Source organism: Natronolimnobius sp. AArcel1 (assembly GCF_011043775.1).
GTDB lineage: Archaea > Halobacteriota > Halobacteria > Halobacteriales > Natrialbaceae > Natronolimnobius.
Genome location: NZ_JAAKXY010000004.1, coordinates 321,302 through 345,655, shown reverse-complemented (window position 1 = coordinate 345,655; position 24,354 = coordinate 321,302). Strand labels below are relative to the sequence as shown.

Below are 24,354 nucleotides of genomic sequence, written 5' to 3'. Positions count from 1 at the left end.
CGTGTAGCAACTACGATGACGGAATGAGTGACGCGGCGCTCGATGTCGTAGAGTTCCTGCTCACGACGAGCGTGTATTCGGATGACAGGACGCTTGATGAGAACGATCTGCCGCCATCGTATCGCCGAGTCTTCTGGACCGGCGGAACCGGCAGTAACGAGAGCGACGATGACGACGAGGAGGAGTCAACCACGTCGTCTGATCGCCACCGAACCGGCATCACTCGCCCGCTCTCGGCAACCACCGGCACCGCTCGAGAGGCGACCGGCGTCGACCAGCCCTGGAACGCCGTCTCGGAGCTGATGTTTACCGAACGCGACGAGTTTTCCGGCACCATCAGTCTCACCCAGATGGACCTCGCCGAGCGCTGGTTCGCCGACCGCGTCGACGACGAGCGACTGCTTGCGAACCCGACGCTCGCAAAGCGCTTCGAAGATCACGACAGCTTCGACGTGACCCACGAGGCCGCACGCGAGCAAAACCGCCCGATCCGCGCTGACCGCGTCTGGATCGACGGCTTGCTCGAGGAGTACTTCAACGAGGACGACGACGAGGAGATGTTGGATCTCGTCGACGTGCGCGCACCTGAGGAAGTCGATATGTCCCTCGACGACCTCGTGCTCACCGACGATCAGGAGAACGAACTCGACAAGATTTCGAAAGCTATCGAGCATCGAGATTACCTATCCGCAATTGGTCTGCGCGAGATTGGCAAACTGCTGTTCGTTGGCCCGCCGGGAACCGGGAAAACGTCGACAGCACAGGCGCTCGCCCAGGATATGGACCTGCCGTTCGTCGAGGTCAAACTCTCGATGATTACGAGTCAGTATCTCGGTGAGACGGCGAAAAACGTCGATAAGACCTTCGAGGTCGCAAAGCGACTCTCGCCGTGTATCCTCTTTATCGACGAGTTCGACTTCGTCGCTAAGACCCGCCGCAGTGACGAACACGCCGCGCTCAAACGCGCCGTCAACACCCTGCTCAAAGCCGTCGACAACATTTCGCTCATCGACGACGACGTGCTGTTGATCGGTGCGACGAACCACCCCGACCAGCTAGACGACGCCGCCTGGCGACGCTTCGACGAGATCATCAACTTCCCGAAACCCGATTCGGGCATGCGCGCGGACATCCTCTCTGTCATCACGCGCCAGATGCAAATCGAGGAGTTCGACCCACACCTCATCGCTGAGGCTACCTCCGGGCTAACTGGCAGCGATCTCCGGATGGTCCTTCGCGAGGCCGTCCTCGAGGCGCTGACGGAAGATCGGACGACGCTGACCCAGCAGGATCTGGTTCACGCCGTCGAGGAGTTCGAAGAGCGCGATAGCTTGAAGAACATGGATATGATCGAAGGTGACCACGACGCCCTCGTCGCCGGCGGCGATATCGGCGGGGCGGCGAGTGATGGCGGTGAGACAGATAGCGGACACGATCACAGTCACGATCACGACCACGACCACGATCATAGCCACTGACGACGCTCCGATTTTTCGCTGATAGTACGCTTCTCGCTGCTGTTACCCCTCGAGATCGAACTCGAGGCGATCACCCTCGTTCACGTTGCGCTCGGCTGTCCACTCGTAGCCGACCTCGAGGATGTACTGGCCGCGACCAGGGTAGCGCTGGTCGGTTCCATCTTCGTCGGGTTCGGGCTCTGGCGCGTGATGAATCTCGGTGATCGTGCCGTCGGCGTCTGCGTAGATGATGTCGATACCGAAGTCCATCTCGCGCATGACGAACGTGCGGTCAGCCACGGAGTCGTAGGTAAACAGCATGCCGCGGTCAGTCGGCAGTTCGTCGGTATCGCTTAATCCGAGATAGCGAAGATCGGAGGTATCGGCAATCGCAGCGGTTACAGCGCCGCGTTCTGTGCCATCCGGCCCAACGACCCGAACGTCGGTCGTCTCGTAGTCGGCGTGAACGGTGTCGGCGTCGGCTGTGTCGCTCTCGTCATCATTGGTCTCGTCTTCGCCACCAGCCGTGTCCTCCTCGTCGTCAGCCGTCTCAGTCTCGTCGACTGGATCACGTTCGTCACCGTCTTCAGCCGCACTCGAGTTGGTATCGCCCGCCTCCTCATCTCCCGTCTGGCAGCCAGCGAGAACTACTGCAACACTCGCTCCGAGTGAGCCAAGCAGATTCCGCCGTGACCGCTCGAGCGACATAGTTCCTTCCACACTCGAGTGAAAAGTAAGTGTTGTGCCGTTCCACGGTGGACGATACGCTCCTCGAGCACGCAGCGGCTGGCACCGATCAGCATACCCTTTATGCGGCGGGTTCTAACAGCCGCCAATGAGAGACAGCGCGCTTCGTGAGGACACGACTCCCACCGGAACGACCGCTGAATCCGACGGCGACGTTGCCGCCGCGTTCGCCACTCGCGCACAAGCAGACCACGACGACGTGATCGACCAACTCGTTGCGTTCGGCGACGCGATCCGCGACAACCGCGGCGTTCACGCCGCCGTCGAGTTACTTGTCGTCCTCGAGACGGAGACAGACGAAGCCCTCGAGGAACACGAACAACAACTCGAGGCGCTCGCTGAGACGGTCGGAATCGAACACGACACGGTCGTTGAACTCTACGTCCTCCCGGCGGACCGAGTCGAGTCCGCGTCGGACCACCCGTTCATCACAGACGCTCTCGAGGGTGGCGAGGTGTATGTCTGATCGACGTACGCGCGTTGCTCGAGGCCAGCCAGTACTAAGCGCGAGGGTGGCCATCGGAGGCACACACTGATGCGCGTCACCCTGCTCGGAACTGGCGATACGACCGGCACGCCGACTGTTGGCTGTGGCTGCGAGACGTGCGAAGCCGCCCGCGAACGCGGCCTCGAGCGAACACGATTTTCGGTCCACGTCGAGAACGACCGCACCGGTGAGTCGCTGCTGGTCGATTTCAGTCCCGACTTTCGGTATCAATTCCTGCGTGATGACGTCTCGCTCCCTGACGCCGCCATCGTCACCCACATCCACTTCGATCATCTCGATGGGCTGGGCAACGCCTTTCGCGTCTTCGACTCGCTCGACGTCTACGCCGCGAACGAAACCGATCCCAACACCGACTCGAGCGTCGCCGAAACCGTCGCCACCGATTACGACTACCTCGATACTGTGACGGTCCAGCCAACGACGCCACTTGAACCGGTCCGGATCTGTGGGTTCGACGTGACGCTGGTACCGGTCGAACACCCGCCGCTTTTGTGTTACGGCCTCGCCATCGAAGAGCCCGAGACGGGCGCAAAGTTGTCGATTTCGGGCGATACGAGCTATGGTATTCCAGCCCGCTCTCGCGAGGTGCTCGCTAACCCAGACCTCCTATTGGCTGAGGCAATCGTTCCCGCACGATTTTGCAAACACCATCCTGCCGGTGGTCGCCACGAAGGGCCAGACGGCATCCCTCGAACGTTCGGCACGAAACACATGACTCGAGAAGGTGCCCTCGCGTTAGCATCGGATCTCGAGGCCGAACGGACGCGACTCGTTCATCTGGCGCACTACTATCCGCTCGAGGAGGCGTTCGACGAGCCACTCGCCGTCGACGGTGAGCAGTACCAGCTACCCGAGTGAGTTGCTCAGCGGTACGCTGCCGGCCGTCACTCGAACTGATCTAACCCTGATTGGCGTCGCTGGCGACCCGCTGGATCAGCCCGCCAGGGCGTCCGCATCGCCCGTTCTGCCTCGAGATCAACCAACTCTCGGTCCGCAACTGGCTCGTAGCCTGGACACGATGGCCCACACCTCGAGCCGGCATCGACGATCTCGCCGGCCCACTGACAGTGTGGAAGTGTCGCGCCGGTCTCGTCGGGGTCGGTCGACGTACAGGCCGTACAGGCCGGCATCTCGTACGTCCGCCAGCCTTTGCCGTAGGCCCGTTCGGCAAGTCGCCGACGCGCTCGAGCTTTGGCTGCCTCGTCGACGACAGCGATCTCTGTCCGGCCGGGATGGGCCTCGAGCGGCTCGACACCGGCCTCCCCAGTCGGCAGGGGCGTTGGCTCACGAATCACGTTGATTTCGACCTCAAGCGGCTGGGGGAAGTCCCCATCGCCGCGGTGGACGCGCCAGACGCCCACTTCGTCGGGAATGCGATTCAGATGCGCGCGCGTCACGTAACTTTCCGTCGCGAGGATAATTTCGTCGACCAGCGCGAGGCTAACGTCCGTTCGCAACTGCGCCTCGAGGTCGCCTGGCCGGCCGAGGTCGGGTTTGTTTTCGATGCCGACCAGTCGTCCGTACCAGTCCGGATAGCGGGCAACCTGGCGGACGTAGTCGCGGCCATTCCGCCGTTCGCGCTCAAAAAAGCCGATCTCGCAGGCTCGTTCCATCGCCCGGCGCGCCTGTTTCGGATGACAGTCGTCGGGGAACGCATGCTTCCAGTAACGAGCACGGCCGGGCCCGACATCGGAGGCGATAGCCGCGTCCGGAATCGTCTCGCTCGTGAGTGTGAGTCGCTCCTCGAACTCGGGGCCGGGCTCGACGCAGACGACGTCCAGGATTCGCCCGCCCGGATCGGCGACGCTTGCGCCAAGCTGGCGGGCAATAAGTCCCGGTTTGTCGGCCTCGAGTCGAGCACATACCTCGAGTTCGAACGCGAATTCCGACACGCTACTGAAGAGGGGCGCACTCGAGAAAAGCTCGTCGGGATGGCAGACAATAGTCACTGCACTGTGGCGCGACGATGTGGCGGAGTGACCGACCTCGAGGAGCGGAGTTGATCGCCGAACTGCGGGGATAGCTCGCAACCTTTATCAAGCGCACGACGGAAGCCATAGCTAAGATTACTCACCGTCTTATGGCAGGAAATCAACAACCGGAGGTGAACATCGGGCTCGTCGGTCACGTCGACCACGGCAAGACCACGCTGGTCCAGGCTCTGAGTGGTTCGTGGACCGACCAGCACTCAGAGGAGATGAAGCGCGGTATCTCCATCAGGCTCGGCTACGCGGACGCGACGTTCCGTCACTGTCCAGACCTGGACGAACCCGACTGTTACACCGTTTCAGAGGAGTGTTCGGATGGCTCGGAGAGCGAGCCGCTTCGGACCGTGTCGTTCGTCGACGCCCCGGGTCACGAGACCCTGATGGCGACGATGCTCTCGGGAGCATCGCTGATGGATGGAGCCGTGCTGGTCGTCAGCGCCAACGAGCCCGTCCCACAGCCCCAGACCGAAGAGCACCTGATGGCGCTCGATATCATCGGTATCGAGAACATCGTCATCGCCCAGAACAAGGTCGACCTCGTCAGCGGGGAGCAGGCACGGCGCAACTACGAGGAAATCCAGGAGTTCGTCGAAGGCACCGTCGCCGAAGACGCGCCTGTCGTCCCCGTCTCCGCCGGACAGGAGGTCAATCTCGATCTCCTCATCCAGGCAATCGAAAACGAAATTCCGACGCCTGACCAGGATCCTGACGACGATCCGCGGATGCACGTCGCCCGCAGCTTCGACATCAACAAACCGGGCACCACTGCCGACAACCTCGCTGGCGGTGTCCTCGGTGGCAGCCTCGTTCAGGGCGAACTCGAGGTCGACGACGATATCGAGATCAAACCCGGCCGCGAAATCGAAGAAGGCGGCCAGACCGAGTACGTCCCAATCGAGACGACGATTCGCTCGCTGCAAGCCGGTGGCGAAAACGTCGACACCGCGACACCCGGTGGCTTGCTGGGTGTCGGGACGGGACTCGACCCGTCGCTGACGAAAGGTGACGCACTCGCTGGGCGGCTGGCAGGCCCACCCGGCTCGCTCCCGCCAACCTGGCAGTCGTTCACGATGGATGTCGACCTCCTCGAGCGCGTCGTCGGCGTCGACGGTGGCGAAACCGTCGACGAGATCAGCACGGGCGAGCCGCTGATGATGACTGTCGGTACCGCCACGACCGTTGGTGCGGTCACCAGCGCGCGTGAAGGCGAGTGTGAGGTCAAACTCAAGCGCCCCGTTGCAGCCGAACCCGGCGCAAAAATCGCGATCAATCGCCGTATCGGTGCCCGCTGGCGACTGATCGGACTTGGAACACTCACGGAGTAACTCGACGGGCACTGACGACGAATGAGTACAGGCACAGGACCATCGCGGATCGCACTGGACACGAGTGCGCTCATGATGCCAGTCGAACTCGACGTGCGATTGTTCGACGAACTCGAGCGCATACTCGAGAGCTATGAGCCGACTGCGCCCCAGGCCGTCATCGAAGAACTTCGTCGCCTTTCGGAAAAAGGCGGCACGGAGGGGACGGCCGCCAACGTCGGCCATGACTTGGCGACTGAACGCTGTCTTATCGTCGATACGGAGGCATCGTACGCCGACGACGCATTAGTTGAACTCGCCCGCCGGGGTACTGTCGACTACGTCGTCACGAACGATCGCCCGCTCGGTGACCGGGTGCTCGAGGCGAGCGTACCGGTAATTGCATTACGCGGGAGAAACAAGTTAGCGATAACTCAACCATAGATGTACAAACGGGTCAGATTGAAAGATACGGTGGAGGTACCGCCGGAGGCGCTCGGTGACGTTTCGCCGACCCTCGTGAAGCGACTGCTACAGGACAAACTCGAAGGCCGAATGGACGAAGAAGTCGGCAGCATCGTCTCGGTGACGAATGTCCACGACATCGGTGAGGGGACGGTGCTCCCGAACGAACCCGGCGTCTACTACGAAGCCGATTTCGATGCCGTCACGTTCGATCCACAGATGCAGGAAGTCGTCGACGGGACGGTCGTCGAAGTCGTCGAGTTCGGTGCGTTCGTCGGGATCGGCCCCGTCGACGGCCTACTCCACGTCTCCCAGATTTCCGACGAGTATCTCGCCTTCGATGGCGAGAACCAGCAACTGGCATCGAACGATTCCAACCGAACACTTGGCGTCGAAGACGCCGTCCGCGCACGAATCGTCACCAAGAGCATCGACGAGCGCAACCCGCGTGACTCGAAGATCGGGCTCACCGCGAAACAGCCCGGCCTCGGCAAACACGGCTGGCTCAAAGACGAACACGAGCGCCAGGAAGCCCCCGCAGAGGGTGAATAACCATGGCCGCAGACCGTCTCGTCTGTCGTGAGTGTCACCGGGTCAACGACCCGGACAACGAGACCTGTGACGCCTGTAACTCCTCGTCGCTGACTGAGGACTGGGCCGGCTACGTCGTCATCGCCCACCCCGAGGACAGCCAGATTGCAACCGAGATGCAGGTCACCGAACCCGGTGCGTACGCACTGAAAGTTCGCTAAGTACCCGATTTAACGCTCGTTCTGCTTGTTACCGTGACTTCAGACAATACTAACTCGACTACCGACGCCGCCACGAATGCGTCTGACGACCAGTTGCTCGTTCTCCCCGATGCCCTCCGTGGCGAACTCAAAGACCCGATTGGACCGATCGAGACCGACGCCGACGCACTCCTCGCCGATGTCGAGGGTCCACTGATCGCCGTCGGCGACGTCGTTACCTACCACCTTCTCGAGGCCGGTCGGACGCCCGACGTTGCACTCGTCGACGAACGAACCGAGCGCGAAGCCGTCGACGACGAGATTCAGGCGGCTGTCACTGATGAAATCCACCTCGAGGCTGTCAATCCGCCCGCGGAGATTTCTGCGGACGTGATTCGCGCGCTCCGCGAGGGGTTGGACCGCGAAGAGCCAACGACAATTCTGGTCGACGGTGAGGAGGACCTCGTTGCCCTCCCCGCAATCGTCGCCGCGCCCGAGGGCGCAAGCGTCGTCTACGGCCAACCCGGCGAGGGAATGGTCCACGTCACCGTGACCGACGACCACCGCCGTGAGATGCGTGCGCTCCTCGAGCGCTTCGACGGCGATACCGAACGACTGTGGACGTTGCTCGAGGAGTGACGCTCTCACCAGCCGGGTCGCTTATCCGGATAGCGACCTGAATCTGACCATGAATCCGGACGCATCCAACGCCTCGAGCGAGCCGATTGCGGGCGAGACGGTCCGACACGGAACCGGCGTCAACTCGACGCGCGCGTTTCCAACAACGGCGTGTCCGACCCACCTCGACCCGTTCGTTCTCTTCGAGCGCTTTTATATCGACCCTGACGACGGCTTTCCGATGCACCCACACCGCGGCTTCGAGATCGTCTCCTACATGCTCGAGGGCGGGATGGACCACGAGGACTCGCTTGGAGTCTCCCACACAGCAACACCGGGTGAGGCCATGCACATCACGGCTGGCAAGGGGATTCGCCACTCGGAACTCCCCGCAAACGGCGCGGGCTGTAGCGGCCTCCAACTGTGGGTCAACCTGCCCCGCGAGGAGAAAGACCGCGAGCCCAACTACGCAGACGCGGCGGCTGACGACCTGCCAACGCTCGAGGAAGACGGCGCGACGATCACAACCGTCGTCGGTGGGGGATCGCCACTCGAGCCAACGACCGAACTCACCTACCACGACGTGCGAGTGACCGACGACTGGACGTGGACACTACCGGACGGCTGGACGGGCTTTCTGTACGGCGTGTCCGGGACGGGAACCGTTGATGGCCACGAGTTCGAGAAAGGAGATGTGTTCCCGCTCACGGAGTCTCGGTCGGTCGTCCTCGAGAGCGAGCGTGGAAACGAGACCGAGACCGAGACCGAAAGCGAACTCCGCGTTGTCGCTGTCGCCGGCCGTCCGAATGATGAGGAAATTCGACAGCAGGGGCCGTTCGTCCTGTAGTACAGGAACCAGACGACGCTGACACCACTGCCACTCGAGGTGCAGCCTTCGGCAGGATATTTATTCGCCGACGTGAACGTATTGCACATGTATGATTTCGTCGTCGTGGGCGTCGGCCCAGCTGGGGCGCGATTCTCGCGACGGGCCGCCGAGAAGGGCTACGACGTACTCGCCTTGGAGCAAGGAACCGTCGGGACGCCGCTTGCCTGCTCAGGCCACGTCAGCACCGATATCTGGGAATACACCGGCCAAAATGCACGCGAAGAGCTCTTCCAGAACGAGGTCTACGGCGCGCGATTCCACGTCGGCGGTCCACACAGCGATGCCTACCCGTTTTATAAGGACGAGGTCGCTTCGAACGTCATCGACCGTGTTGGGCTCGATCAGCACCTCGCGGACCTCGCGCGCGAGGCCGGCGCGGACGTTCGTGAACACCACACCGTCACCGACGTCGAGGAACATGCAGACCACGCGACGGTGACTGCCAGCGGCCCTGACGGCGTCGTCACCCACGAGGCCCGCATGGTCGCCGGTTGCGACGGCCCGCGATCGAGAGTGCGCGATGAGTGTGGCCTTCCCGAACCCGACGAACTCCTCCATGGTGTACTCGCCTTTTCCGATGAGGACGATCACGACAATTTCGTCGACGTCCACCTCACCGCTCCCACGTTCTTTGCCTGGCGCATCCCCCGCGGCGAGGCCGGTGTCGAGTACGGACTCGCTGCCCCACCGGGCGTGCACGTGAACAAGCACTTCGAGGAACTAATCGACGGCTACGAAATCGACGTCTCGCATCGGTGTTCCGGAGCGATCCCCGTCGGTCCAGCGGATCGCGTCACTTCCCGGCGCGTCTTTCTCATCGGCGATGCGGCCGCCCAGACCAAGCCCTTCACCGGCGGTGGCATCCTCTATGGCATGACCTGTGCCGACCACGCCGCCCGCGAAATCGACCCCCATCGACCGACCACGCTTGCAGCCTACGAGCACGCTTGGCGCGATGATCTGGCTCGAGAACAGCAACTGGCCCACTGGATTCGCCGTGCCTACTCGCTACCAGAGCCGGTCCAGCGAGTCGGCCTCGGCGCGCTCTCGGGCGAAATCGGTGTCCACATGGATCGGCCGACCTCGCTGCTCTCGACGGACCATCTGCGTGTGGTGCTCTCGAGGCTTCGCGGCTGATCCCTCGAGTGACGGGTAACTCGGTCGAATAGGGCACCCTTTCAGTGCAAAGTTCGTTTTAGCTTTCCATTTCTTTATGTGTGATAGAAACAACAACGAGCATATGAACCGACGGCAGGTACTCGCAACTCTTGGCTGTCTTTCTGTGAGCGCGGTCCCCGGGGCCGCGAGTGCACGCTCCGACGAAGATGACTGTGAACTGACTGAGATTGCGACAGCCATGTCGGGTGATGAGGTCATTGCAACTGAAGAAGTTCCCAAAGCGTGGTGGGACCAGGTCGAACGCTCGCGTGATGTCGCGGACGAATTGTACGCGGAATTGGCAGACGAACCCTGGTTCGAGAGGATCGGTCGCTCGTCCGGTGAGGACGAAATTTGCGAACGCAACGTCTTCGTCGTCACGGTGTACACCTCGGACGAAGAGGCGGCCCAGTCGGCACTCGAGGAGTCTCGAGACGGAGTCCCGATCACTATCGACGAGGTGAGCGACGACGAGGAACCGGAACCATTGGGCGGATCCATGGACGGCGCGGCCGACGAGGACGACGACAACGAGTCTACAGACGACGAGAGGCCGGCTGAGAATGAGACCGACACGTCGCACGACGACCTCAATGGCGAAAGCGACTCCGTGAACGAAACGACGAGTGGCGACAATGGTGCCAACTCGAGCGACGCCGATGCCGTAGACAACGAAACCGACACGGCTGGCGACAGCGATTCGATTCCTGGATTTGGCGTCCTCGGCACGCTCGCTGGGCTCGGTGGAGTCGGATACCTTCTGGCGAACCACCACCGCGACGATCACGCCTGATACCCTGTTGTCGGTCGCTCTGAGTGATCGGCGCTCTCTCGAGCGCCCAAGACAGATCGAAGCGAGAACTCCCAGAAATGAATACTGACTGACGGGGGAGCGAGCGTTGAAAGCACACAGCTGCCGTCGACTATCCCGATCCCGGGGCGGGTCCAGCGGGTGGGATTCAGCACATTGTCTGGCGAAACCGGTGTCCACATGGACTGGCCACGTCGCTACTGTCGGCGGATCATCTGCGCGTGGTGCTCTCGAGGCTTCGCGGCTGATCCGGTTCTGACGCGTCGCACGAAGATTTATCCATATACGCAGGCAACACAGACGTATATGTCTGGTACAGATACCGGGACCGGCGAGAACGGACCGGAGATGGTCCAGATCAACCTCCGCTTGAGCAAGGCCTTTCTCGAGGATATCGATACAACGTGGGAAGAAGAGGGCTTCAACTCTCGAAGTGAATTCCTTCGCTACGCCGCTCGAGATGCGGTGAAACATCCGGAATTCTCTCGCGAAGGGTGGAAGCAGATCGCGGCAAGCGAACACGAACTTCGATCTGGTGACGATGACCTCGTTTCGCGAGACGAAGTGCTCGAGTTGATGGAGCAGAACGACGATGCCGAGTAACGAGGACTGGACCTGGAAATTCACGCCGCGTGCTGCCGACCAGTTCGCTGAACTGGATCCGCATGTTCAAGACCGAATCGTGTCGAAACTCGACGAGGTCGTGGATTCGGCCTGGCGAGATCCAACAGATTTTCTCGAGCCACTAACCGGTGGGCCGTTTTCCAAACTTCGTATCGGACAGTATCGACTGGCCTGTACGCTCACCCACGGCACAGCGGTCCTCGAAGTGCATCGAATCGAGCACCGAAGCGGCGCATACACAGCTGACGATTGATAGGCGACTCTGTGTCGGGTCTTACTCGAGGTCTACGTCTGGACTCAAATTGATACTTATCTCTGCTGCCCGCTCTTCGATGGATTCTCCTGACTCACAGATTGGATTCGGGCACAGTGCCAACGTCGACTGTGCAATTGCTTCGAACTGGTCGTCGGCCTCGAGTGCAACGCGCGTTGAGGAGATGTTACAATCGAAGAAACGGCAGCGGATTCGTAACACCTGCTGCGTGTCAGTGTCTGGAACGTATAGCTCGAGGAGATACACTGCTGGAGTCCAAACTGTGAACGAATAGATCGAATCGGACGGCACAGTCTCGGTTTCGTCGAAGACGATCTCTCGCTCCCACATATCGATGAGTCGAATGTCGATATCGCGTTCCGCGAGCGTATTCCAGAGGTAGATGTCGTGCGGTTCGAATGAGTCCTCGAGGTCCGTTTCGCTCCCGATTGTTATCGTCTGTGCGGGTTCGCGTTCATCGAAGTCCCATGGATTCAGATCACGAAAACCAGTTGTGTGGGTTGGAAACCCGTCCGCCGAACGCGGGATATACGACCGGTCACGCGAGTCAGACTGGGGGACCGTACAGCCGCCAAGCACCGCCGCAGAGCCGCATACGCTGGCAAGGAGCGTTCGTCGTCTCATACGCTTCGCTCGAAGGCTACTGTAAAGTGTTTTTGTATTGATCGTATCTGCGGGAACGCGAGCGCTCAACGATAGACCGAAGAGGGGCCTCCCGAAAGCACCGGTAATGACAGGACGCGGGAGCGAGCGCGGACCAGGTGAGGCGGCCATCGACCGTCTCGCTCGCCTCCTCGAGCGCCTCGGGATTATCGACGCCGAGCGGTTCCGGCCGACAATGGAGTTGGCCTGGCCCCGCATCGTCACGGGGTTTGCAATCATGTCGAAGCAGACGGCCGATCTGGCGATGGTCGGCGTCGCGGTCGGCGTTTCGGGGACCGCAGGGCTCGCGTTCGCGCTTGCATACTGGGAAATCGTCGCGATGTTGGGACTTGGTCTCGCGGGCGGGACGATCTCGCTGGTCTCGCAGAACTACGGCGGGGATGAGACCGAACGGGCGTCGCTGGTGGTCATCCAGAGCATCCTGCTGGTTGTTGCCCTCGCAGTGCCGATTATGGCGGTCTTCCTCCTATTTTCGGAGACGCTGATTGGCCTCTTCGGCGCAGAGGGTGAAACGCTCGAGTACGGGAGCACTTACCTCGTCTATGTCGCACCCGCTGCCCTCTTCGAGATGCTGAATCTGATCGCCAGTCGCACCTACACCGGCGTCGGCGACACGTTCACCGAGATGGTCGCCCGCGCGGGTGGCGCGGTGCTCAACATCCTCCTCAGCGGCTTGTTCATCTTCGGCTTCGACATGGGCGTCGCCGGCGCAGCTATCGGCACGACGCTCTCGACTGGTTTCGTCACTGTTGTCCTCGCGTGGGGGATGACCGGGCGCTCCTATGGCCGTCTCGGGATGGAACCAAGCCCGGTCCCCATCACCCGAACGAGCGCATGGATCGACCTCGCGCTGGCTCGCCAACTGATCGAAATCTCCGCGCCTGAAGTCGGCCGCCGACTCGCACAGGGACTCGTTGTCTTCCCGCTGCTGTGGATCGCCGCAACCTTTGGCCCTGCCGTCGTCACCGCCGTCGAAGTCGGCCGCCGTGTCCGCAGCCAGATCAACAGCGTCAACTGGGGACTCGGCTTGGCCTCGAGTTCGCTCGTCGGGCAACACCTTGGTGCGAACGACGAAGACGAGGCCGCAGCCTACGGCGCTGCGATTATCCGGATCGCGGTTGCAGCGTATCTCGTCATGGCTGTCGTCGTCATCGCCCTTGCAGAACCTATCGCCACGCTCTTCGGCGGGAACGGCAACCTCGAGCAGACGACTATCTTCATCGCGGTCAGTGCAATCAGCGCGATCGGTCTCGGCATCGATGGCACGGCAAGCGGTGCGCTTCTGGGTGCCGGCGACACTCGAAAACCGTTTGCCGCCTCGCTGATCGGGCGGTATGGATTCGCGCTGCCGGTCGCCGCGCTCGGGTTGGTTACGCCGCTTGGCGTTGCCGGCCTCTATCTGGCGTTTCTGCTCGAGACGTTCGTTCCGGGCGGGATCACCTACTGGCTGTTCCGCCGTGGTGACTGGCGTGCCGTGAGTCGACGGTATCGCCCCTCCTCAGAGGCGAGCTGAGAGTCTACAACGGATGCGAGAAATCGGGTGGGCGGGTGCTGGTCGCTGTTGTGACGCTCACTCCTGCTCGACTGGCGGATTTCTGTAGCAGGCGTCGATGATGACGAGAACTCCAACGGCCGCGGCGACAGCCAGCATCTGAATCTGCGAGACACTCGTCAGGTTCGCAGTGACCAGCGCACCCGCGAATGCAACTGGGACGATCCCAAGCAGGAAATCGTACCAACTGGCCGCGGCAAGAACGCGACTCACCGTCTCGAGCGGCGTCCACTTAGAGTGATCGGGACACACAAACATCTGTTCTCACCTCGGCGATGGCGTTGTATGTCGGTCGCACTGAAAAGCTCCCGGCCCGCGGTGTACGGTTTGTCCCTTACTGCTCGCCACGACGTTCGTGATCGAACTGTGTGATGTACTCGCGGACGAACTGCACTCGCGTCTCGGCGAGGGCCGCGCCAGCGTCAGTGTACATCCGATCCGGTAAGTCGAGGATTTTTGCATGAATGTGGTTGTACTGGGTCTTCCCCACAGTCGTCGTATCCTCAGCAGGCGGCGTCTCCGAATCGAAAATTGGCGATCCAACTGCACCGCCGTGGGCGAACACCCGCGCAATGCCAACTGCGCCGAGCGCATCGAGATTATCCGCATCCGAGACGAGTTTCGCCTCGAGCGTTTCCGGTTCAATCGCGTTCGAGTACCGATGGGAACGGATACAGTGAGTAACGGCGTCGATGGTGTCCGGTCCGGCACCGACCTCCTCGAGAATCGTCGCGGCTTCGCGGGCACCCCACTGTGCATGATCGTCTATTTTGCCGCGATCCTCGCGCTCCCGGCCGATATCGTGGAGTAAGACCGCGAGTCGGACCGTTCGCTCGTCGACTGTGTCCGGATGGCGGTCGATAAGCGTCTCTGCAAGCGTTTCAACTCGCTCGACGTGATGCCAGTCGTGGGCCGGCGGTGCATCCGCCAAATACGGCCGTGCGCGACGGCGAACTGTCTCGAGCATACCGCATGTTAGGCACTTGTGGTATAGTCGCCACTGATTCGATCGCCCCCAATCGAATGGTATTCCCCACTGCGTTCAACCGTGACTCCGCTGCCGGCCGAACGTGATGATTTACTGGCCTCGAGACGCTTCGGCCTCGAAGACGTGATCGGTCGTCGACAACGGCTTGGGAATCGCCGATGCGTTCGCGGCGACGCCATCGACGACCGCCCGGACCTCGTCGAACCGTGGACCACGCGTGGCACACAGCGGCTCTGGCTCCCAGTCGACGTACTCGGAGGCCTCGAGCAGCGGAAGGTGATGATGGCGTAACTCGAGGTCGACTGTCTGCGGTGCAACGGTGGAGTTCGGTGCCATTGCGGCTGTTGGAAGCGAAACCGTGCGTGTCGGTTCGTCGGTAAGCGCGGCCAGCAGTCGGCGTCGTGGCGCCGCTGCCAGCGCCACGAAGACGTGGTTCCAGCGATTGTCTGTTGTCGATCCATCGTGGGGGTGATCGGACATATGTGCGTCCACGGCCTCCGGCTATAAATTTCAACCGACTGTATTATTCTAACAATTGTGTAGTTCTGTGGTTCTGAACCAGTACTACACTTGCGCCTTTGGACTCAACGAGTTCGGTCACACTCCTCGAAAAGAGACTACAAAGCCGCTCACTCCGCCTGTAAAACGATTACGCGAACAGTTGCCGCGCATCCTCGAGTGCGGCAACCAACTTGTCGACCTCTTCGCGCGTGTTGTATACGTAAAAGGACGCTCGAGTCGAGGCCGGAACGCCCAGTTTGTCGTGTAGTGGCTGGGTACAGTGATCGCCCGCGCGGACGGCGACCGTGTGGTCGTTCATAATCGAGGCCAGATCGTGGGCGTGGACGCCCTCAACGTTGAAACTGACGAGGCCGCCGCGGTCCGGTCCGGGTTCGGGGCCATAGATCTCCACGTCGCCTTCCGCCTCGAGTTGCTCGTAGGCGTAGCGGGCAATCTCCTCTTCGTGGGCCTCGATTCGTTCCATGCCGATCTCCTCGAGCCAGTCGATGGCGGCGACGAGACCGACTGCCTCGGCAATTGGCGGTGTACCGGGTTCGAACTTCCAGGGCAGGTCACCCCATGTCGAGTCGTCGAACGTGACCTTGCGGATCATCCCGCCGCCGTAGAGATAGGGCTGCATGTCCTCGAGCAACGCTTGCTTGCCGTAGAGGACGCCGATGCCGGTGGGTCCGGCCATCTTGTGTCCCGAGAAGGCATAGAAGTCGGCATCAATCTCGCTCACGTCGACGGGGCGGTTGGGAACCGCCTGCGCGCCATCGATAAAGGAGAGTGCGCCGTGTTCGTGGGCGAGGTCGGTCAGTTCGGAGACGGGATTGACCGTCCCGAGCGTGTTCGAGACGTGGACCGCCGAGACGAGTGCGGTATCGTCGTCGATCAACTCGCGGGCGTGGTCCATATCGAGTCGGCCATCCTCGTCGACCTGAATGTACTCGACATCGGCACCTGTCTGCTGGGCGATCTGTTGCCACGTGACCAGCGACGCGTGGTGTTCCATCTCTGTCAGCACGACGCGGTCGCCCGCCTCGAGTTCGTTCAGGCCCCACGAATACGCGACCAGATTCTCGCTTTCGGTCGTGTTCTTCGTGAAGATGACTTCCTCGCGCCCGTCGGCGTTGATAAAGTCGGCGACGCGGTCGTGAGCCTCCTCGTAGGCGATGGAGGCCTCCTGGCTCAGGTGATGAATTCCGCGATGGATGTTCGAGTTGTACTCGCGGTAGTACTCACTCATCGCGTCGACGACCGGGTCCGGTGTCTGGGTCGTCGCCGCGTTATCGAGATAGACGACCTGCTGGCCGTCGAACTCCCGCTCGAGAATGGGAAACTCCTCGCGGATCGCCTCGACGTCGAGCGACTCGAGATTCTGCTGACTCATTGGCGTCTAGGAGGGAGTCCAGACAAAACACTCCTTCGGTCCACCCGTCGCCGCGGGAACTGCCGGTGGAGCTATCTTTGTTGAGCCGCCCGTGTTCCCCATCTGTGACCGCCCTCGAGACTACTGTGAAACCTCGAGAACCCGTACGCCACAGTCGTTGCACGTAATCGCATAGATCTGCCGCGAGCGACAGCAGGATTCGACGGTCTCTTCGTCCAGCGAGATGTCGCTCTCGCAGGTGGGACACGTCTCGATGAACGCCCGCAGGCCGTTTGCGAGCTGGCTACATTGCTGAAGGGTCAGCCGATCCCACTCGGGCAGGCGCTCGGCGAGGACGCGCTTGGCGGCGATGTCTGCAAGCACCGCGGCCTCGGATTCCCAGCGTGCTGCGAGCCGTCCGTTGACCCGGGCGACCGCGTAGCGGCTGGTCTCGAGTTCGACAGCCTCGGCGTCGGTCTCGAGAAACTCCGCGAGTTGTTCCTCGCGGTCGCCATCGCGAAGGGTGTCGATTTCGGCTTGCCACATCGTTTCAACGTCGGCGGTGAGACAGAGGTCTGCCTCCTCGGTGTCGGCGGTGTCGGCGATGTCGTCAGTTTCGCTACTCTCCTCGTCCGCAGCCGACATTTCCGTTGTGTCTACAACCCCCGCTTCCGGCCCTGGACAGGGAACGAGAATCTCGTGCTCGAGAAACAGGTGCTCCGGATCGACGTGTTCCGGTGGCTCTGGCTCCGGTGCAGCGGCCGTTGCCTGTTCGTCGCTCGTCTCAGTGTCGGATTCATCGGCAGCCGCTGGCGCGGCGTCTGCTTCTTGCTCAAGAGTGGTGTCTGTCTCGTGTTCAACCGCTGTGTCTGCGTCCGTTTCGTGTTCGAGGCCAGTCTCTGCCTCTTGCTCGAGGGCAGCGGCTTCCTCGAGCGTGAGCGGTTCTTTGTCGAACTTCGCGAGCAGCCAGTCGGGGAAGTATCGTTTCGTCAGGGCCGGCGTTCCGGGGACGAGATAGCCCCGGAGATAGATCGTCGCCAGTGAGAGTGCGAAGACAGCTGCGCCAGCGGGCAGAAAAATGATGCCGACGGCGAGTGCGACCACGACGGCGATTACGAGGTTCACTGCGGTACATGGGACACAGCGGTTTGCCCCGGTATACTCATCCTGTCGGAGTTGCTCGACCGGTCCTGGAAGTTCGAGTGCCATATTCATACAGAGGAAAGACCTCCTCAAAAATCTTCACCTACTGGGAGTCATCCACTCGCGTTTAGAGTCGTCCGAGACCTGTTGAAAAACACTACCGTTTTCCTGGGCTGAAACCGCCCCACCGGCTTATATGGCCTATCGTGGTAGGTCACCGTAATGACAGCAATCGAAACGACCGCCTTGACGAAACAGTACGGCGACGTCACCGCCGTCGATGGCCTCGAGTTGACGGTCCGGGAGGGAGAGGTGTTCGGCTTTCTGGGACCGAACGGGGCTGGCAAGTCGACGACGATCAACATGCTGCTCGATTTCGTCCGCCCGACAAGTGGCTCTGCGACAGTGCTTGGCTACGACGCCCAGACGGAGGCCGACCAGATCAGCGAGCGGGTCGGAATCCTTCCCGAAGGCTTCGATATCTACCCACGGCTTACCGGCCGCCGACACGTCGAGTTCGCCATCGAGACGAAACGGGCCGACGACGATCCCGAGAAACTCCTCGAGCGTGTCGCCCTCGATTCCGATGCGTGGGATCGACCGGCCGGCGGCTACTCGACCGGCATGCGCCAGCGCCTCGCGATGGCGATGGCACTCGTCGACGACCCCGACGTGCTCATCATGGACGAGCCCTCCTCCGGCCTCGACCCTCACGGCATCCGCGAGTTGCAAGACCTCGTCCGCGCGGAAGCCGACCGCGGCACGACCGTCTTCTTCTCGAGCCATATCTTAGAGCACGTCGACGCGATCTGTGACCGAATCGGTGTTCTGACGAACGGCACGCTCGTCGCCGTCAATACGATTGACGGCCTCCGGGACTCACTCGGCGGCGACGCGACAGTGACGCTGACGTTTGCTGACTCGCCGGAGGCGTATCTCGAGACCGCCGAGTCGGTCGAGGGAATCAGCGAGGTGACGCCAACGGCACGGACCCTCGAGTGTGCCGTCGCGACACCCGAGGCGAAAGCGCCGCTGATCACTGCACTCGATCAGGCTGGCGCGACGATACGTGATGTTCAGATTTCGGACGTTTCGCTCGAGTCGCTGTTCACGCAGTTGACTGACGAGCCGAATGCGGACAGTGAGACTGGCGCTCCCAACGAGAAGCACGACGAGCAGTCGCCAGCAGAGTCAGAGTCCCAGACGGAACCGGTGCAAGCGGAGGCGAGCGAGTAATCCATGGTCTCTCATATCGCTACCGTCGCCCGCAAGGATTTCGACGATGCCAGTCGCTCGAAACTCCTTTGGGCGCTGATCGGCTTGCTCGTCGGGATGGTCGCCATCGGCTATGCGGGAATCTGGTACGTCGTCGACGACGCGAGCGCGTCTGAAGTGCTTGGCTTCCTTGGCTTTCCGCTCCAGACGCTCGTCCCGATAGCCGCACTCATTACAGGCTACATGGCCGTCGTCGGCGAACGCCGGTCGGGGAGCATCAAACTCCTGCTCGGCCTGCCACCGAACCGGGCCGATGTCGTCTTCGGCAAACTCCTCGGCCGGGCAGCCGTCATCGGGACGGCAATCGCGCTCGCGTTCATCACCGCACTCGTCTTGAGTTCGATCTTCTTCGGCGCAGTCCCCCTGTTTGCGCTGGTCGAGTTTGGCCTTCTGACGCTGCTGTTCGGCGTCGCCTTCGTCAGCTTCGCCGTCGGCGTCTCCGCAGCCGTCTCGACTCGAGGAAAATCCATGGCCATCGTCGTCGGCAGCTACATGCTGTTTGTCGCCCTCTGGGAACTCGTTACCGCCGGCCCCTACCGACTACTCTACGGGGAGGGACCCGGAACGGAGCCCGCGACGTGGTATCTCGTCCTCGAGCAACTCAATCCACTGATGGCCTACACGACGCTTGCAACCGAGATCGTCGAGGGCACGATTCCGCCGTTTACCTTCCAGTACGGCCTCGAGAGCTTCGAAGCCTCCCAGCTGACGCCGGCCGAACGCTACGCTGGTGAGGCACCGTTTTACTTGCAAGAATGGTTCGGTATCGTCGTCCTGCTCGGCTGGTTGCTCGTGCCTGCGCTGATTGGGTACTATCGGTTCAGCCGAGCCGATCTGTAATTGACGCTACAGCGCTCATTGCGTGCGTTCTGACGTTCTCTCTCGCGTTGACTCCACATCCTGGTCTGACTTGAGTGTCTCGGAATGTGATGCCTCTTTGTCTTTGCTTGAGGGCCGATTCGTTGCGGTTGCCTCCGATTGGACTGACTGATCAGTTGCGAGTATCGCCTCGAGTGCACGTTCGAATTCTTCTTCAGACAGTGCGTCCTGCTCGTATTCGCTCTTGAGCTGTTCTATCGGGTCGTCTTCGTTGTTGCGATCCGCCGAAGTATCGGCATCGACTGGCGGCCGATCGTCTTTTGGTTGTTTTGAATAGTCTGCCGGAGACTCGAGATGACCAATCAGCGAAAGGTAGATCGGCCAGAGCGTTACCACTGTGGTGATCAGGAGACCGATTCCAGCGATGGCACCCAGCGGAACAAGCAGCAAGGAGCCAACCCAGGGGTTGATCATGAATCCGAACGCGAGTAACAGTGCGTAGCCGCCAACTGCACCAGTGACCGTCGCCAGTCCGAGACGGCCGGCTGTTCCGTCGGGGGTATACGCCTCGATAAGTCGTCGGATGCTCGACCCAAGAGAGGGCAGTTCCGTGGGTGCAGGCATACTCACTCAACGTTTCGCACTCCTATCAGTCTAGTCATTGTACTGGAGAATACGGCGTACTGAACAATGGTCGGTACCGAGCCATCCGTCGATCACCGACGCACTCTCAGGTCAGTCCCGGTTGTGCCAGAACACAGCTGAGGATTTCAGTACAGCCGCAGCAACTGTGCGTGCAGGGTCTCGCCGACCTCGAGAACGTTCGCTTCGTCGACAAACCCTTCCTCAATGGCGAGTTCGACCGAGCGGGTGCCGACGATGTTGGCCACGTCGGCTCGTGCTAAACTCTCGATAACAGCGTGTTCGTCGACCTCGTCGCCGCCGTAGAACTCCTCGGTGACGGTCAGCGAGAGGTTGTCAGCTTCGTACGTCTCGCCGAGGACATCGCTATCGCAGACCGCGACGAGTAATCCTTCCTGTGTCTCCCGTTCGTTGACGATCATCGCACAGCCCTACTCGAGTTGCCACTCACGGTCGTCCTCATCTTTCGGTGCGGGACCGGGATCGGTCACGTCAACGGTCGGATCCTCCGGCGTGTGTCGCGGCTGAGTGTTTGACTGCTGGCCTTGCTGTGTGCCTGCCCCGGCGACACCTTGGCCCTGCATTTCCTGGCGCTCTTCCATGACGCGCTGTTCGGCGCGTTCGCGCATCTCGTTTGCCTCGTCGGCAATTTCCTCAGCCTCGTCGTACTCGCCCAGTTCCTCGAGAATTTCTGCCTTTTCCTCGAGCACTTTGGCGTTGCGAAGTCCCAGCCGAATCGCGTTGTCGATACAGTGCAGCGCCTCCTCGGAGAGGCCACGCTCTGAGAGGAAAAAGGCCCGATTGAACCAGCCTTCAGCGAAGCGCTCGTCGATTTCGACGGCGCGTTCGGCGTGCTCGAGTGCTTCGGAAATCTCGCCGAACTCCCAGAGGGCGTAGGCGAGGTTGGTCTCTGCCGTCGCGGCGTGCTCGCTCTCGCCGTCGATCTGGAGTGCCTCGCGGTGGGCACCGATTGCCGCGTCGTACTCCTCGAGTTCGGCGTGGGCAACGCCTTTGTTGACCCAGGCTTCCTGCTCGAGGCGGTCGTCGTCTGCGAACTGGGCAGTCCGCTCGAAGGCGTCGGTGGCCTGCTCGTAGCGGTTGATCTGCATGTAGTTCAGGCCGACATCGAGCAGTTCCGTGGCGTCGACGTCGTCGCTCCCGATATTCTCTGCGTCGAGCGTATCGGAGACGACGCGAGAGTCGACAGGGTCGACCTTTCCGGGATCGACGCCCAACTCAGGCGGGTCGAGGTCGAACTCGTCGTAGGGATCCTGAAAGCCCTCACCCTCAGAGAACTCGTGGCGACCGTCCTCGCCATCTCGGTCAGTCATGAGCCGATTTTGGCGGCGAGGACTGTTAAGGGCTGCGACCCGTGTATCGCCGTCTCAGTCCTAATCTCGTCGTCGCCCCCGTTTGGCGCTCTCTCATCGGGTTCGTGGCCCGTCCGAAAAGTGTCTCGTTACCGTCCGCAGTGACTGTGTCACCGCAGCGGGGTGTGGCAGGCCGAACCGGTAGCGAATTCGGTCCTGGCGCTTGAACGGCTCGAACACCGCCGGTTCCTCGAGGTCCCAGATTGACGCAGGAGAGCCGCGATAGCCTTGGCGCTCGAGGATGGCATTCGCCGCGCGGCGACCGGCTTCGTTCGCAGATTCCATCGACGCCAGATCGGAGTTCGTCCGCACGTAGTCGCTCGCAAGCGTGAGGTTATCCACACCAACGTCCGCGCGTGGGCGATTCCGGAGCGCGCCAACCGTATTGATCAACAGCGGCGAGCGATTCGTGACCCCGTCGTCGGTTTCGACAATGGCCGGATCGAGAAACCAGTCGACGAGCATGTCGTCGGTGAGTCTCGCCGTTGCTGTCCCGTCGTTCAAATGCTGTTTCAACTGTGCCCAGACCTCCATCGCGATCTCCTCGCGCGTACACGATCTGGCTGGCTTCTCGACGCTGATTCCGGGCGTCTCCCAATCCGAGGCGATCACCGAGAGAACACCTTCGACAGCTTCGGGTCCGCGACCCGCAACATCGTAGCCGGTCCAAAACTGACGCTGAGAGATTGATGTCAGTGCCCACGGCGAGTCGGTGTAGACTTGATGCCCACGAGTGAGCTGGACATCCTCGCTCAGATAGAACTGAATGCCGTTCATCCAGGCGGTCTCGAGGCGTTCGATCCGCCTGAGTTCGGGCGCGACCCGGGCGAGAGTCGGCTCGATGAGCTCGGGGGCAACCTCGACTGGCACTGCGAGGACGTACTCGTCGGCCGTGATTCGGTCGCCATTGGACAGCACGACCGCAGAGACGCGTGTGCCATCGGTCTCGAGCCGTTCGACCGGCGTGTTCGAGCGGCAATCGACGCCGAGCGTCTCGAGGGTGGTGATCCAGGGGTCAATCCAGACCTCGTTCGTCGGCCCGTTCAGCACTTGCTCGGTCGGCCGCGTCGGGTCGAGTTGGCCGAACAGGAGTTGCAGGTAGATCGTCCCAATTGTCCGGGCGCTGCCGACCTGCGGACGAAGTGCAACGAGTGCCTGCGTGGCGTAGGCGAGCCGGTCACGAAGCGCCTGCGAGCGGTGCTCGGCGTCGATGAACTCCCACCACGAAATATCGTCGAGTTCCTCCTCGCGGCGCGCTTCACAGGCGGTCAGCAAATAGAGCAATCGCTCGAGCAAAAAGCGCACGTCCGCCGGCGGGAGGTCCTCGGCGAAGGCTGGCCGGAGCGCCTCGAGCCACCCCTGAATCGAGTCGGGCGTGGTTGTCTCAGCGATGGTTTCGGGTCCGGTTGCGCTCGCGATCAGGGTCGCTTCGGTTTCGACGAGATTGTCGGAAACGGTGCCGTCGTCGGTCGGAATCCGCTCCATCGTATCGATGACGTGGCGATAAAATGCCGGAAAAAAGCGAAAGCCGTGCTCGCCGTGCAATGACGAGGGACCGCCCGCAATCGGCATCGACCGCGCTTTCCCGCCGAACCGGTCGTTTGCCTCGAGGACGGTCACGTCGGCCCCGCGCTCGGCGAGTTCGTGAGCGGCAGTGAGACCACCGATTCCCCCACCGATGACGGCAACGTCTGTCATGTCTCTGTGTCCGGGTTGGATCGGAATAACGCCCGACCCTAACGATGCTGGCTCTCTCGATAGTTCGCAAGCGTAATTCTCAATGGAGACCGCCGGCGTAGACGGCTTATGAGTATGCGACTGTTCGTCAGCGTCGACCTTCCCGACGACCTCGCCGAACCGATCGGCGCGTTGCAAGACGAATGTGGCGACGCGAGCGGCCTCACGCTCACCGACCCCAAGCAGGCCCACATGACGCTGAAATTCCTCGGCGATGTTGAGGAACAGCGACTGCCCGACCTCACACGCGAACTCGCCGCCGCAGTTGCCGATGCCGACGTCTCTCCGTTCGAGGCCCGATTCGGCGGTCTCGGCGTCTTTCCAAGCCTCGAGTACATCAGCGTCGTCTGGCTCGGCACCGAAACCGGCGGCGAGGAACTGACGCGACTGCACGAGGCACTCGAGGAGCGAACGACGGCAATGGGGTTCGAGCCCGAAACCCACGAGTTTACGCCACACGTCACACTCGCGCGAATGGAACATGCTGGCGGGAAGGAACTGGTACAGGACCTCGTCACCGAGCGCGACCCGACTATTGGAGAGATGCGCGTCGATGAGATTCGCCTGACCGAGAGCACCCTGACCGACGAGGGGCCACTGTACTCGACCGTCGAACGCTTCTCGCTCGAGTAGCTCCTCGATTCTCGAACGCTCAGGCCCGCTGATCGGTCATAGTAACCAACTGTCACGCACACGCGTTTGTCTGCCTGACGACGAA

At 61.5% G+C, this 24,354-nt stretch carries 29 protein-coding genes; 17 read left to right on the top strand and 12 right to left on the bottom strand.

Going from position 1 to position 24,354, the window contains the following annotated elements; all coding sequences use genetic code 11:
• Positions 1–23 precede the first annotated feature (23 nt).
• Positions 24–1,478 (top strand): ATP-binding protein, encoded by a 1,455-nt coding sequence (locus G6M89_RS14040; protein ID WP_165162447.1) that lies wholly within the window; start codon positions 24–26, stop codon positions 1,476–1,478.
• A gap of 42 nt (positions 1,479–1,520) precedes the next feature.
• Here G6M89_RS14040 and G6M89_RS14035 read toward each other — a convergent pair whose 3' ends face one another.
• Complete coding sequence (locus tag G6M89_RS14035; protein ID WP_165162446.1) at positions 1,521–2,165, bottom strand: DUF192 domain-containing protein; 645 nt, start codon at positions 2,163–2,165, stop codon at positions 1,521–1,523.
• A 127-nt stretch (positions 2,166–2,292) separates the two neighbouring features.
• Between G6M89_RS14035 and G6M89_RS14030 the strand changes: the two genes are divergently transcribed.
• Positions 2,293–2,670 (top strand): hypothetical protein, encoded by a 378-nt coding sequence (locus tag G6M89_RS14030; RefSeq protein WP_165162445.1) that lies wholly within the window; start codon positions 2,293–2,295, stop codon positions 2,668–2,670.
• A 69-nt stretch (positions 2,671–2,739) separates the two neighbouring features.
• Entirely contained in the window at positions 2,740–3,570 is an 831-nt protein-coding gene (locus G6M89_RS14025; RefSeq protein WP_165162444.1) for an MBL fold metallo-hydrolase, read from the top strand.
• 26 nt (positions 3,571–3,596) lie between these two features.
• Here the strand turns inward: G6M89_RS14025 and G6M89_RS14020 are convergent, their stop codons facing one another.
• Positions 3,597–4,604 carry a DUF5787 family protein gene (locus G6M89_RS14020; protein ID WP_165162443.1) on the bottom strand — a complete coding sequence of 336 codons (1,008 nt, stop codon included), beginning with the start codon at positions 4,602–4,604 and terminating at the stop codon, positions 3,597–3,599.
• A 188-nt stretch (positions 4,605–4,792) separates the two neighbouring features.
• On the opposite strand from G6M89_RS14020, the gene G6M89_RS14015 reads away from it, so the two are divergent.
• The 10 genes from G6M89_RS14015 to G6M89_RS13970 all read left to right on the top strand — a co-directional run bounded on the left by G6M89_RS14015 (position 4,793) and on the right by G6M89_RS13970 (position 11,553).
• Complete coding sequence (locus tag G6M89_RS14015) at positions 4,793–6,025, top strand: translation initiation factor IF-2 subunit gamma (protein ID WP_165162442.1); 1,233 nt, start codon at positions 4,793–4,795, stop codon at positions 6,023–6,025.
• 21 nt (positions 6,026–6,046) lie between these two features.
• The gene (locus G6M89_RS14010) at positions 6,047–6,448 is read left to right on the top strand and encodes a PIN domain-containing protein (protein WP_165162441.1); all 402 of its coding nucleotides are present in this window, start codon (positions 6,047–6,049) and stop codon (positions 6,446–6,448) included.
• A complete protein-coding gene (locus G6M89_RS14005; RefSeq protein ID WP_165162440.1) occupies positions 6,449–7,021 on the top strand; it encodes a DNA-directed RNA polymerase in 573 nt (190 codons plus the stop codon).
• Between the two features lie 2 nt (positions 7,022–7,023).
• The gene (gene spt4 / locus G6M89_RS14000) at positions 7,024–7,221 is read left to right on the top strand and encodes a transcription elongation factor subunit Spt4 (protein WP_165162439.1); all 198 of its coding nucleotides are present in this window, start codon (positions 7,024–7,026) and stop codon (positions 7,219–7,221) included.
• 33 nt (positions 7,222–7,254) lie between these two features.
• Entirely contained in the window at positions 7,255–7,839 is a 585-nt protein-coding gene (locus tag G6M89_RS13995; RefSeq protein ID WP_165162438.1) for a GTP-dependent dephospho-CoA kinase family protein, read from the top strand.
• 49 nt (positions 7,840–7,888) lie between these two features.
• A complete protein-coding gene (locus G6M89_RS13990; protein WP_165162437.1) occupies positions 7,889–8,665 on the top strand; it encodes a pirin family protein in 777 nt (258 codons plus the stop codon).
• Positions 8,666–8,752: 87 nt separating this feature from the next.
• Positions 8,753–9,844: a geranylgeranyl reductase family protein gene (locus G6M89_RS13985; RefSeq protein ID WP_165162436.1), complete on the top strand. Its 1,092-nt coding sequence runs from the start codon at positions 8,753–8,755 to the stop codon at positions 9,842–9,844.
• A gap of 103 nt (positions 9,845–9,947) precedes the next feature.
• On the top strand, positions 9,948–10,658 hold the full coding sequence (locus tag G6M89_RS13980; RefSeq protein WP_241175348.1) for a PGF-CTERM sorting domain-containing protein: 711 nt from the start codon (positions 9,948–9,950) through the stop codon (positions 10,656–10,658).
• Positions 10,659–10,982: 324 nt separating this feature from the next.
• Positions 10,983–11,279 (top strand): ribbon-helix-helix domain-containing protein, encoded by a 297-nt coding sequence (locus G6M89_RS13975; protein ID WP_165162434.1) that lies wholly within the window; start codon positions 10,983–10,985, stop codon positions 11,277–11,279.
• Positions 11,269–11,553 (top strand): type II toxin-antitoxin system RelE/ParE family toxin, encoded by a 285-nt coding sequence (locus G6M89_RS13970; protein ID WP_165162433.1) that lies wholly within the window; start codon positions 11,269–11,271, stop codon positions 11,551–11,553. Before G6M89_RS13975 ends, G6M89_RS13970 begins: the two co-directional genes overlap by 11 nt.
• Positions 11,554–11,574: 21 nt before the next feature.
• Here the strand turns inward: G6M89_RS13970 and G6M89_RS13965 are convergent, their stop codons facing one another.
• A complete protein-coding gene (locus G6M89_RS13965) occupies positions 11,575–12,198 on the bottom strand; it encodes a hypothetical protein (protein WP_165162432.1) in 624 nt (207 codons plus the stop codon).
• A gap of 106 nt (positions 12,199–12,304) precedes the next feature.
• Between G6M89_RS13965 and G6M89_RS13960 the strand changes: the two genes are divergently transcribed.
• Entirely contained in the window at positions 12,305–13,750 is a 1,446-nt protein-coding gene (locus G6M89_RS13960; protein ID WP_165162431.1) for an MATE family efflux transporter, read from the top strand.
• 57 nt (positions 13,751–13,807) lie between these two features.
• Here the strand turns inward: G6M89_RS13960 and G6M89_RS13955 are convergent, their stop codons facing one another.
• The 5 genes from G6M89_RS13955 to G6M89_RS13935 all read right to left on the bottom strand — a co-directional run bounded on the left by G6M89_RS13955 (position 13,808) and on the right by G6M89_RS13935 (position 17,859).
• Positions 13,808–14,047 carry a hypothetical protein gene (locus G6M89_RS13955; RefSeq protein ID WP_165162430.1) on the bottom strand — a complete coding sequence of 80 codons (240 nt, stop codon included), beginning with the start codon at positions 14,045–14,047 and terminating at the stop codon, positions 13,808–13,810.
• Between the two features lie 76 nt (positions 14,048–14,123).
• The gene (locus tag G6M89_RS13950) at positions 14,124–14,756 is read right to left on the bottom strand and encodes an HD domain-containing protein (RefSeq protein ID WP_165162429.1); all 633 of its coding nucleotides are present in this window, start codon (positions 14,754–14,756) and stop codon (positions 14,124–14,126) included.
• 111 nt (positions 14,757–14,867) lie between these two features.
• Positions 14,868–15,257: a hypothetical protein gene (locus G6M89_RS13945; RefSeq protein WP_165162428.1), complete on the bottom strand. Its 390-nt coding sequence runs from the start codon at positions 15,255–15,257 to the stop codon at positions 14,868–14,870.
• Positions 15,258–15,426: 169 nt separating this feature from the next.
• Positions 15,427–16,671, bottom strand: a complete 1,245-nt coding sequence (locus G6M89_RS13940) for an aminotransferase class V-fold PLP-dependent enzyme (RefSeq protein ID WP_165162427.1) — start codon at positions 16,669–16,671, stop codon at positions 15,427–15,429.
• A 120-nt stretch (positions 16,672–16,791) separates the two neighbouring features.
• Entirely contained in the window at positions 16,792–17,859 is a 1,068-nt protein-coding gene (locus tag G6M89_RS13935; protein WP_165162426.1) for a hypothetical protein, read from the bottom strand.
• Positions 17,860–18,015: 156 nt separating this feature from the next.
• Here G6M89_RS13935 and G6M89_RS13930 point away from each other — a divergent pair, with 156 nt between their 5' ends.
• Both G6M89_RS13930 and G6M89_RS13925 read left to right on the top strand, forming a co-directional pair.
• Positions 18,016–19,029, top strand: a complete 1,014-nt coding sequence (locus G6M89_RS13930; protein ID WP_165162425.1) for an ABC transporter ATP-binding protein — start codon at positions 18,016–18,018, stop codon at positions 19,027–19,029.
• Positions 19,030–19,032: 3 nt separating this feature from the next.
• Positions 19,033–19,908 (top strand): ABC transporter permease subunit, encoded by an 876-nt coding sequence (locus G6M89_RS13925; RefSeq protein WP_165162424.1) that lies wholly within the window; start codon positions 19,033–19,035, stop codon positions 19,906–19,908.
• Positions 19,909–19,923: 15 nt separating this feature from the next.
• On the opposite strand, the gene G6M89_RS13920 is transcribed toward G6M89_RS13925, so the two are convergent.
• The 4 genes from G6M89_RS13920 to G6M89_RS13905 form a co-directional block, all read right to left on the bottom strand.
• The gene (locus G6M89_RS13920; RefSeq protein WP_165162423.1) at positions 19,924–20,511 is read right to left on the bottom strand and encodes an SHOCT domain-containing protein; all 588 of its coding nucleotides are present in this window, start codon (positions 20,509–20,511) and stop codon (positions 19,924–19,926) included.
• 146 nt (positions 20,512–20,657) lie between these two features.
• Complete coding sequence (locus G6M89_RS13915) at positions 20,658–20,951, bottom strand: DUF424 domain-containing protein (protein ID WP_165162422.1); 294 nt, start codon at positions 20,949–20,951, stop codon at positions 20,658–20,660.
• Between the two features lie 9 nt (positions 20,952–20,960).
• Positions 20,961–21,860, bottom strand: a complete 900-nt coding sequence (locus tag G6M89_RS13910) for a tetratricopeptide repeat protein (RefSeq protein WP_165162421.1) — start codon at positions 21,858–21,860, stop codon at positions 20,961–20,963.
• A 93-nt stretch (positions 21,861–21,953) separates the two neighbouring features.
• Positions 21,954–23,597 (bottom strand): FAD-dependent oxidoreductase, encoded by a 1,644-nt coding sequence (locus G6M89_RS13905; RefSeq protein ID WP_165162420.1) that lies wholly within the window; start codon positions 23,595–23,597, stop codon positions 21,954–21,956.
• A 114-nt stretch (positions 23,598–23,711) separates the two neighbouring features.
• On the opposite strand from G6M89_RS13905, the gene thpR reads away from it, so the two are divergent.
• A complete protein-coding gene (gene thpR, locus G6M89_RS13900; protein ID WP_165162724.1) occupies positions 23,712–24,269 on the top strand; it encodes an RNA 2',3'-cyclic phosphodiesterase in 558 nt (185 codons plus the stop codon).
• Positions 24,270–24,354: the final 85 nt, after the last annotated feature.

What these genes read in the sequence shown, in the direction of transcription:
- G6M89_RS14040 (WP_165162447.1), top strand. Translation starts at nt 24, where the DNA reads ATGAGTGACGCGGCGCTCGATGTCGTAGAGTTCCTGCTCACGACGAGC.
- G6M89_RS14035 (WP_165162446.1), bottom strand. Translation starts at nt 2,165, where the DNA reads ATGTCGCTCGAGCGGTCACGGCGGAATCTGCTTGGCTCACTCGGAGCG.
- G6M89_RS14030 (WP_165162445.1), top strand. Translation starts at nt 2,293, where the DNA reads ATGAGAGACAGCGCGCTTCGTGAGGACACGACTCCCACCGGAACGACC.
- G6M89_RS14025 (WP_165162444.1), top strand. Translation starts at nt 2,740, where the DNA reads ATGCGCGTCACCCTGCTCGGAACTGGCGATACGACCGGCACGCCGACT.
- G6M89_RS14015 (WP_165162442.1), top strand. Translation starts at nt 4,793, where the DNA reads ATGGCAGGAAATCAACAACCGGAGGTGAACATCGGGCTCGTCGGTCAC.
- G6M89_RS14010 (WP_165162441.1), top strand. Translation starts at nt 6,047, where the DNA reads ATGAGTACAGGCACAGGACCATCGCGGATCGCACTGGACACGAGTGCG.
- G6M89_RS14005 (WP_165162440.1), top strand. Translation starts at nt 6,449, where the DNA reads ATGTACAAACGGGTCAGATTGAAAGATACGGTGGAGGTACCGCCGGAG.
- spt4 (WP_165162439.1), top strand. Translation starts at nt 7,024, where the DNA reads ATGGCCGCAGACCGTCTCGTCTGTCGTGAGTGTCACCGGGTCAACGAC.
- G6M89_RS13990 (WP_165162437.1), top strand. Translation starts at nt 7,889, where the DNA reads ATGAATCCGGACGCATCCAACGCCTCGAGCGAGCCGATTGCGGGCGAG.
- G6M89_RS13985 (WP_165162436.1), top strand. Translation starts at nt 8,753, where the DNA reads ATGTATGATTTCGTCGTCGTGGGCGTCGGCCCAGCTGGGGCGCGATTC.
- G6M89_RS13980 (WP_241175348.1), top strand. Translation starts at nt 9,948, where the DNA reads ATGAACCGACGGCAGGTACTCGCAACTCTTGGCTGTCTTTCTGTGAGC.
- G6M89_RS13975 (WP_165162434.1), top strand. Translation starts at nt 10,983, where the DNA reads ATGTCTGGTACAGATACCGGGACCGGCGAGAACGGACCGGAGATGGTC.
- G6M89_RS13970 (WP_165162433.1), top strand. Translation starts at nt 11,269, where the DNA reads ATGCCGAGTAACGAGGACTGGACCTGGAAATTCACGCCGCGTGCTGCC.
- G6M89_RS13965 (WP_165162432.1), bottom strand. Translation starts at nt 12,198, where the DNA reads ATGAGACGACGAACGCTCCTTGCCAGCGTATGCGGCTCTGCGGCGGTG.
- G6M89_RS13960 (WP_165162431.1), top strand. Translation starts at nt 12,305, where the DNA reads ATGACAGGACGCGGGAGCGAGCGCGGACCAGGTGAGGCGGCCATCGAC.
- G6M89_RS13955 (WP_165162430.1), bottom strand. Translation starts at nt 14,047, where the DNA reads ATGTTTGTGTGTCCCGATCACTCTAAGTGGACGCCGCTCGAGACGGTG.
- G6M89_RS13950 (WP_165162429.1), bottom strand. Translation starts at nt 14,756, where the DNA reads ATGCTCGAGACAGTTCGCCGTCGCGCACGGCCGTATTTGGCGGATGCA.
- G6M89_RS13945 (WP_165162428.1), bottom strand. Translation starts at nt 15,257, where the DNA reads ATGTCCGATCACCCCCACGATGGATCGACAACAGACAATCGCTGGAAC.
- G6M89_RS13940 (WP_165162427.1), bottom strand. Translation starts at nt 16,671, where the DNA reads ATGAGTCAGCAGAATCTCGAGTCGCTCGACGTCGAGGCGATCCGCGAG.
- G6M89_RS13935 (WP_165162426.1), bottom strand. Translation starts at nt 17,859, where the DNA reads ATGGCACTCGAACTTCCAGGACCGGTCGAGCAACTCCGACAGGATGAG.
- G6M89_RS13930 (WP_165162425.1), top strand. Translation starts at nt 18,016, where the DNA reads ATGACAGCAATCGAAACGACCGCCTTGACGAAACAGTACGGCGACGTC.
- G6M89_RS13925 (WP_165162424.1), top strand. Translation starts at nt 19,033, where the DNA reads ATGGTCTCTCATATCGCTACCGTCGCCCGCAAGGATTTCGACGATGCC.
- G6M89_RS13920 (WP_165162423.1), bottom strand. Translation starts at nt 20,511, where the DNA reads ATGCCTGCACCCACGGAACTGCCCTCTCTTGGGTCGAGCATCCGACGA.
- G6M89_RS13915 (WP_165162422.1), bottom strand. Translation starts at nt 20,951, where the DNA reads ATGATCGTCAACGAACGGGAGACACAGGAAGGATTACTCGTCGCGGTC.
- G6M89_RS13910 (WP_165162421.1), bottom strand. Translation starts at nt 21,860, where the DNA reads ATGACTGACCGAGATGGCGAGGACGGTCGCCACGAGTTCTCTGAGGGT.
- G6M89_RS13905 (WP_165162420.1), bottom strand. Translation starts at nt 23,597, where the DNA reads ATGACAGACGTTGCCGTCATCGGTGGGGGAATCGGTGGTCTCACTGCC.
- thpR (WP_165162724.1), top strand. Translation starts at nt 23,712, where the DNA reads ATGCGACTGTTCGTCAGCGTCGACCTTCCCGACGACCTCGCCGAACCG.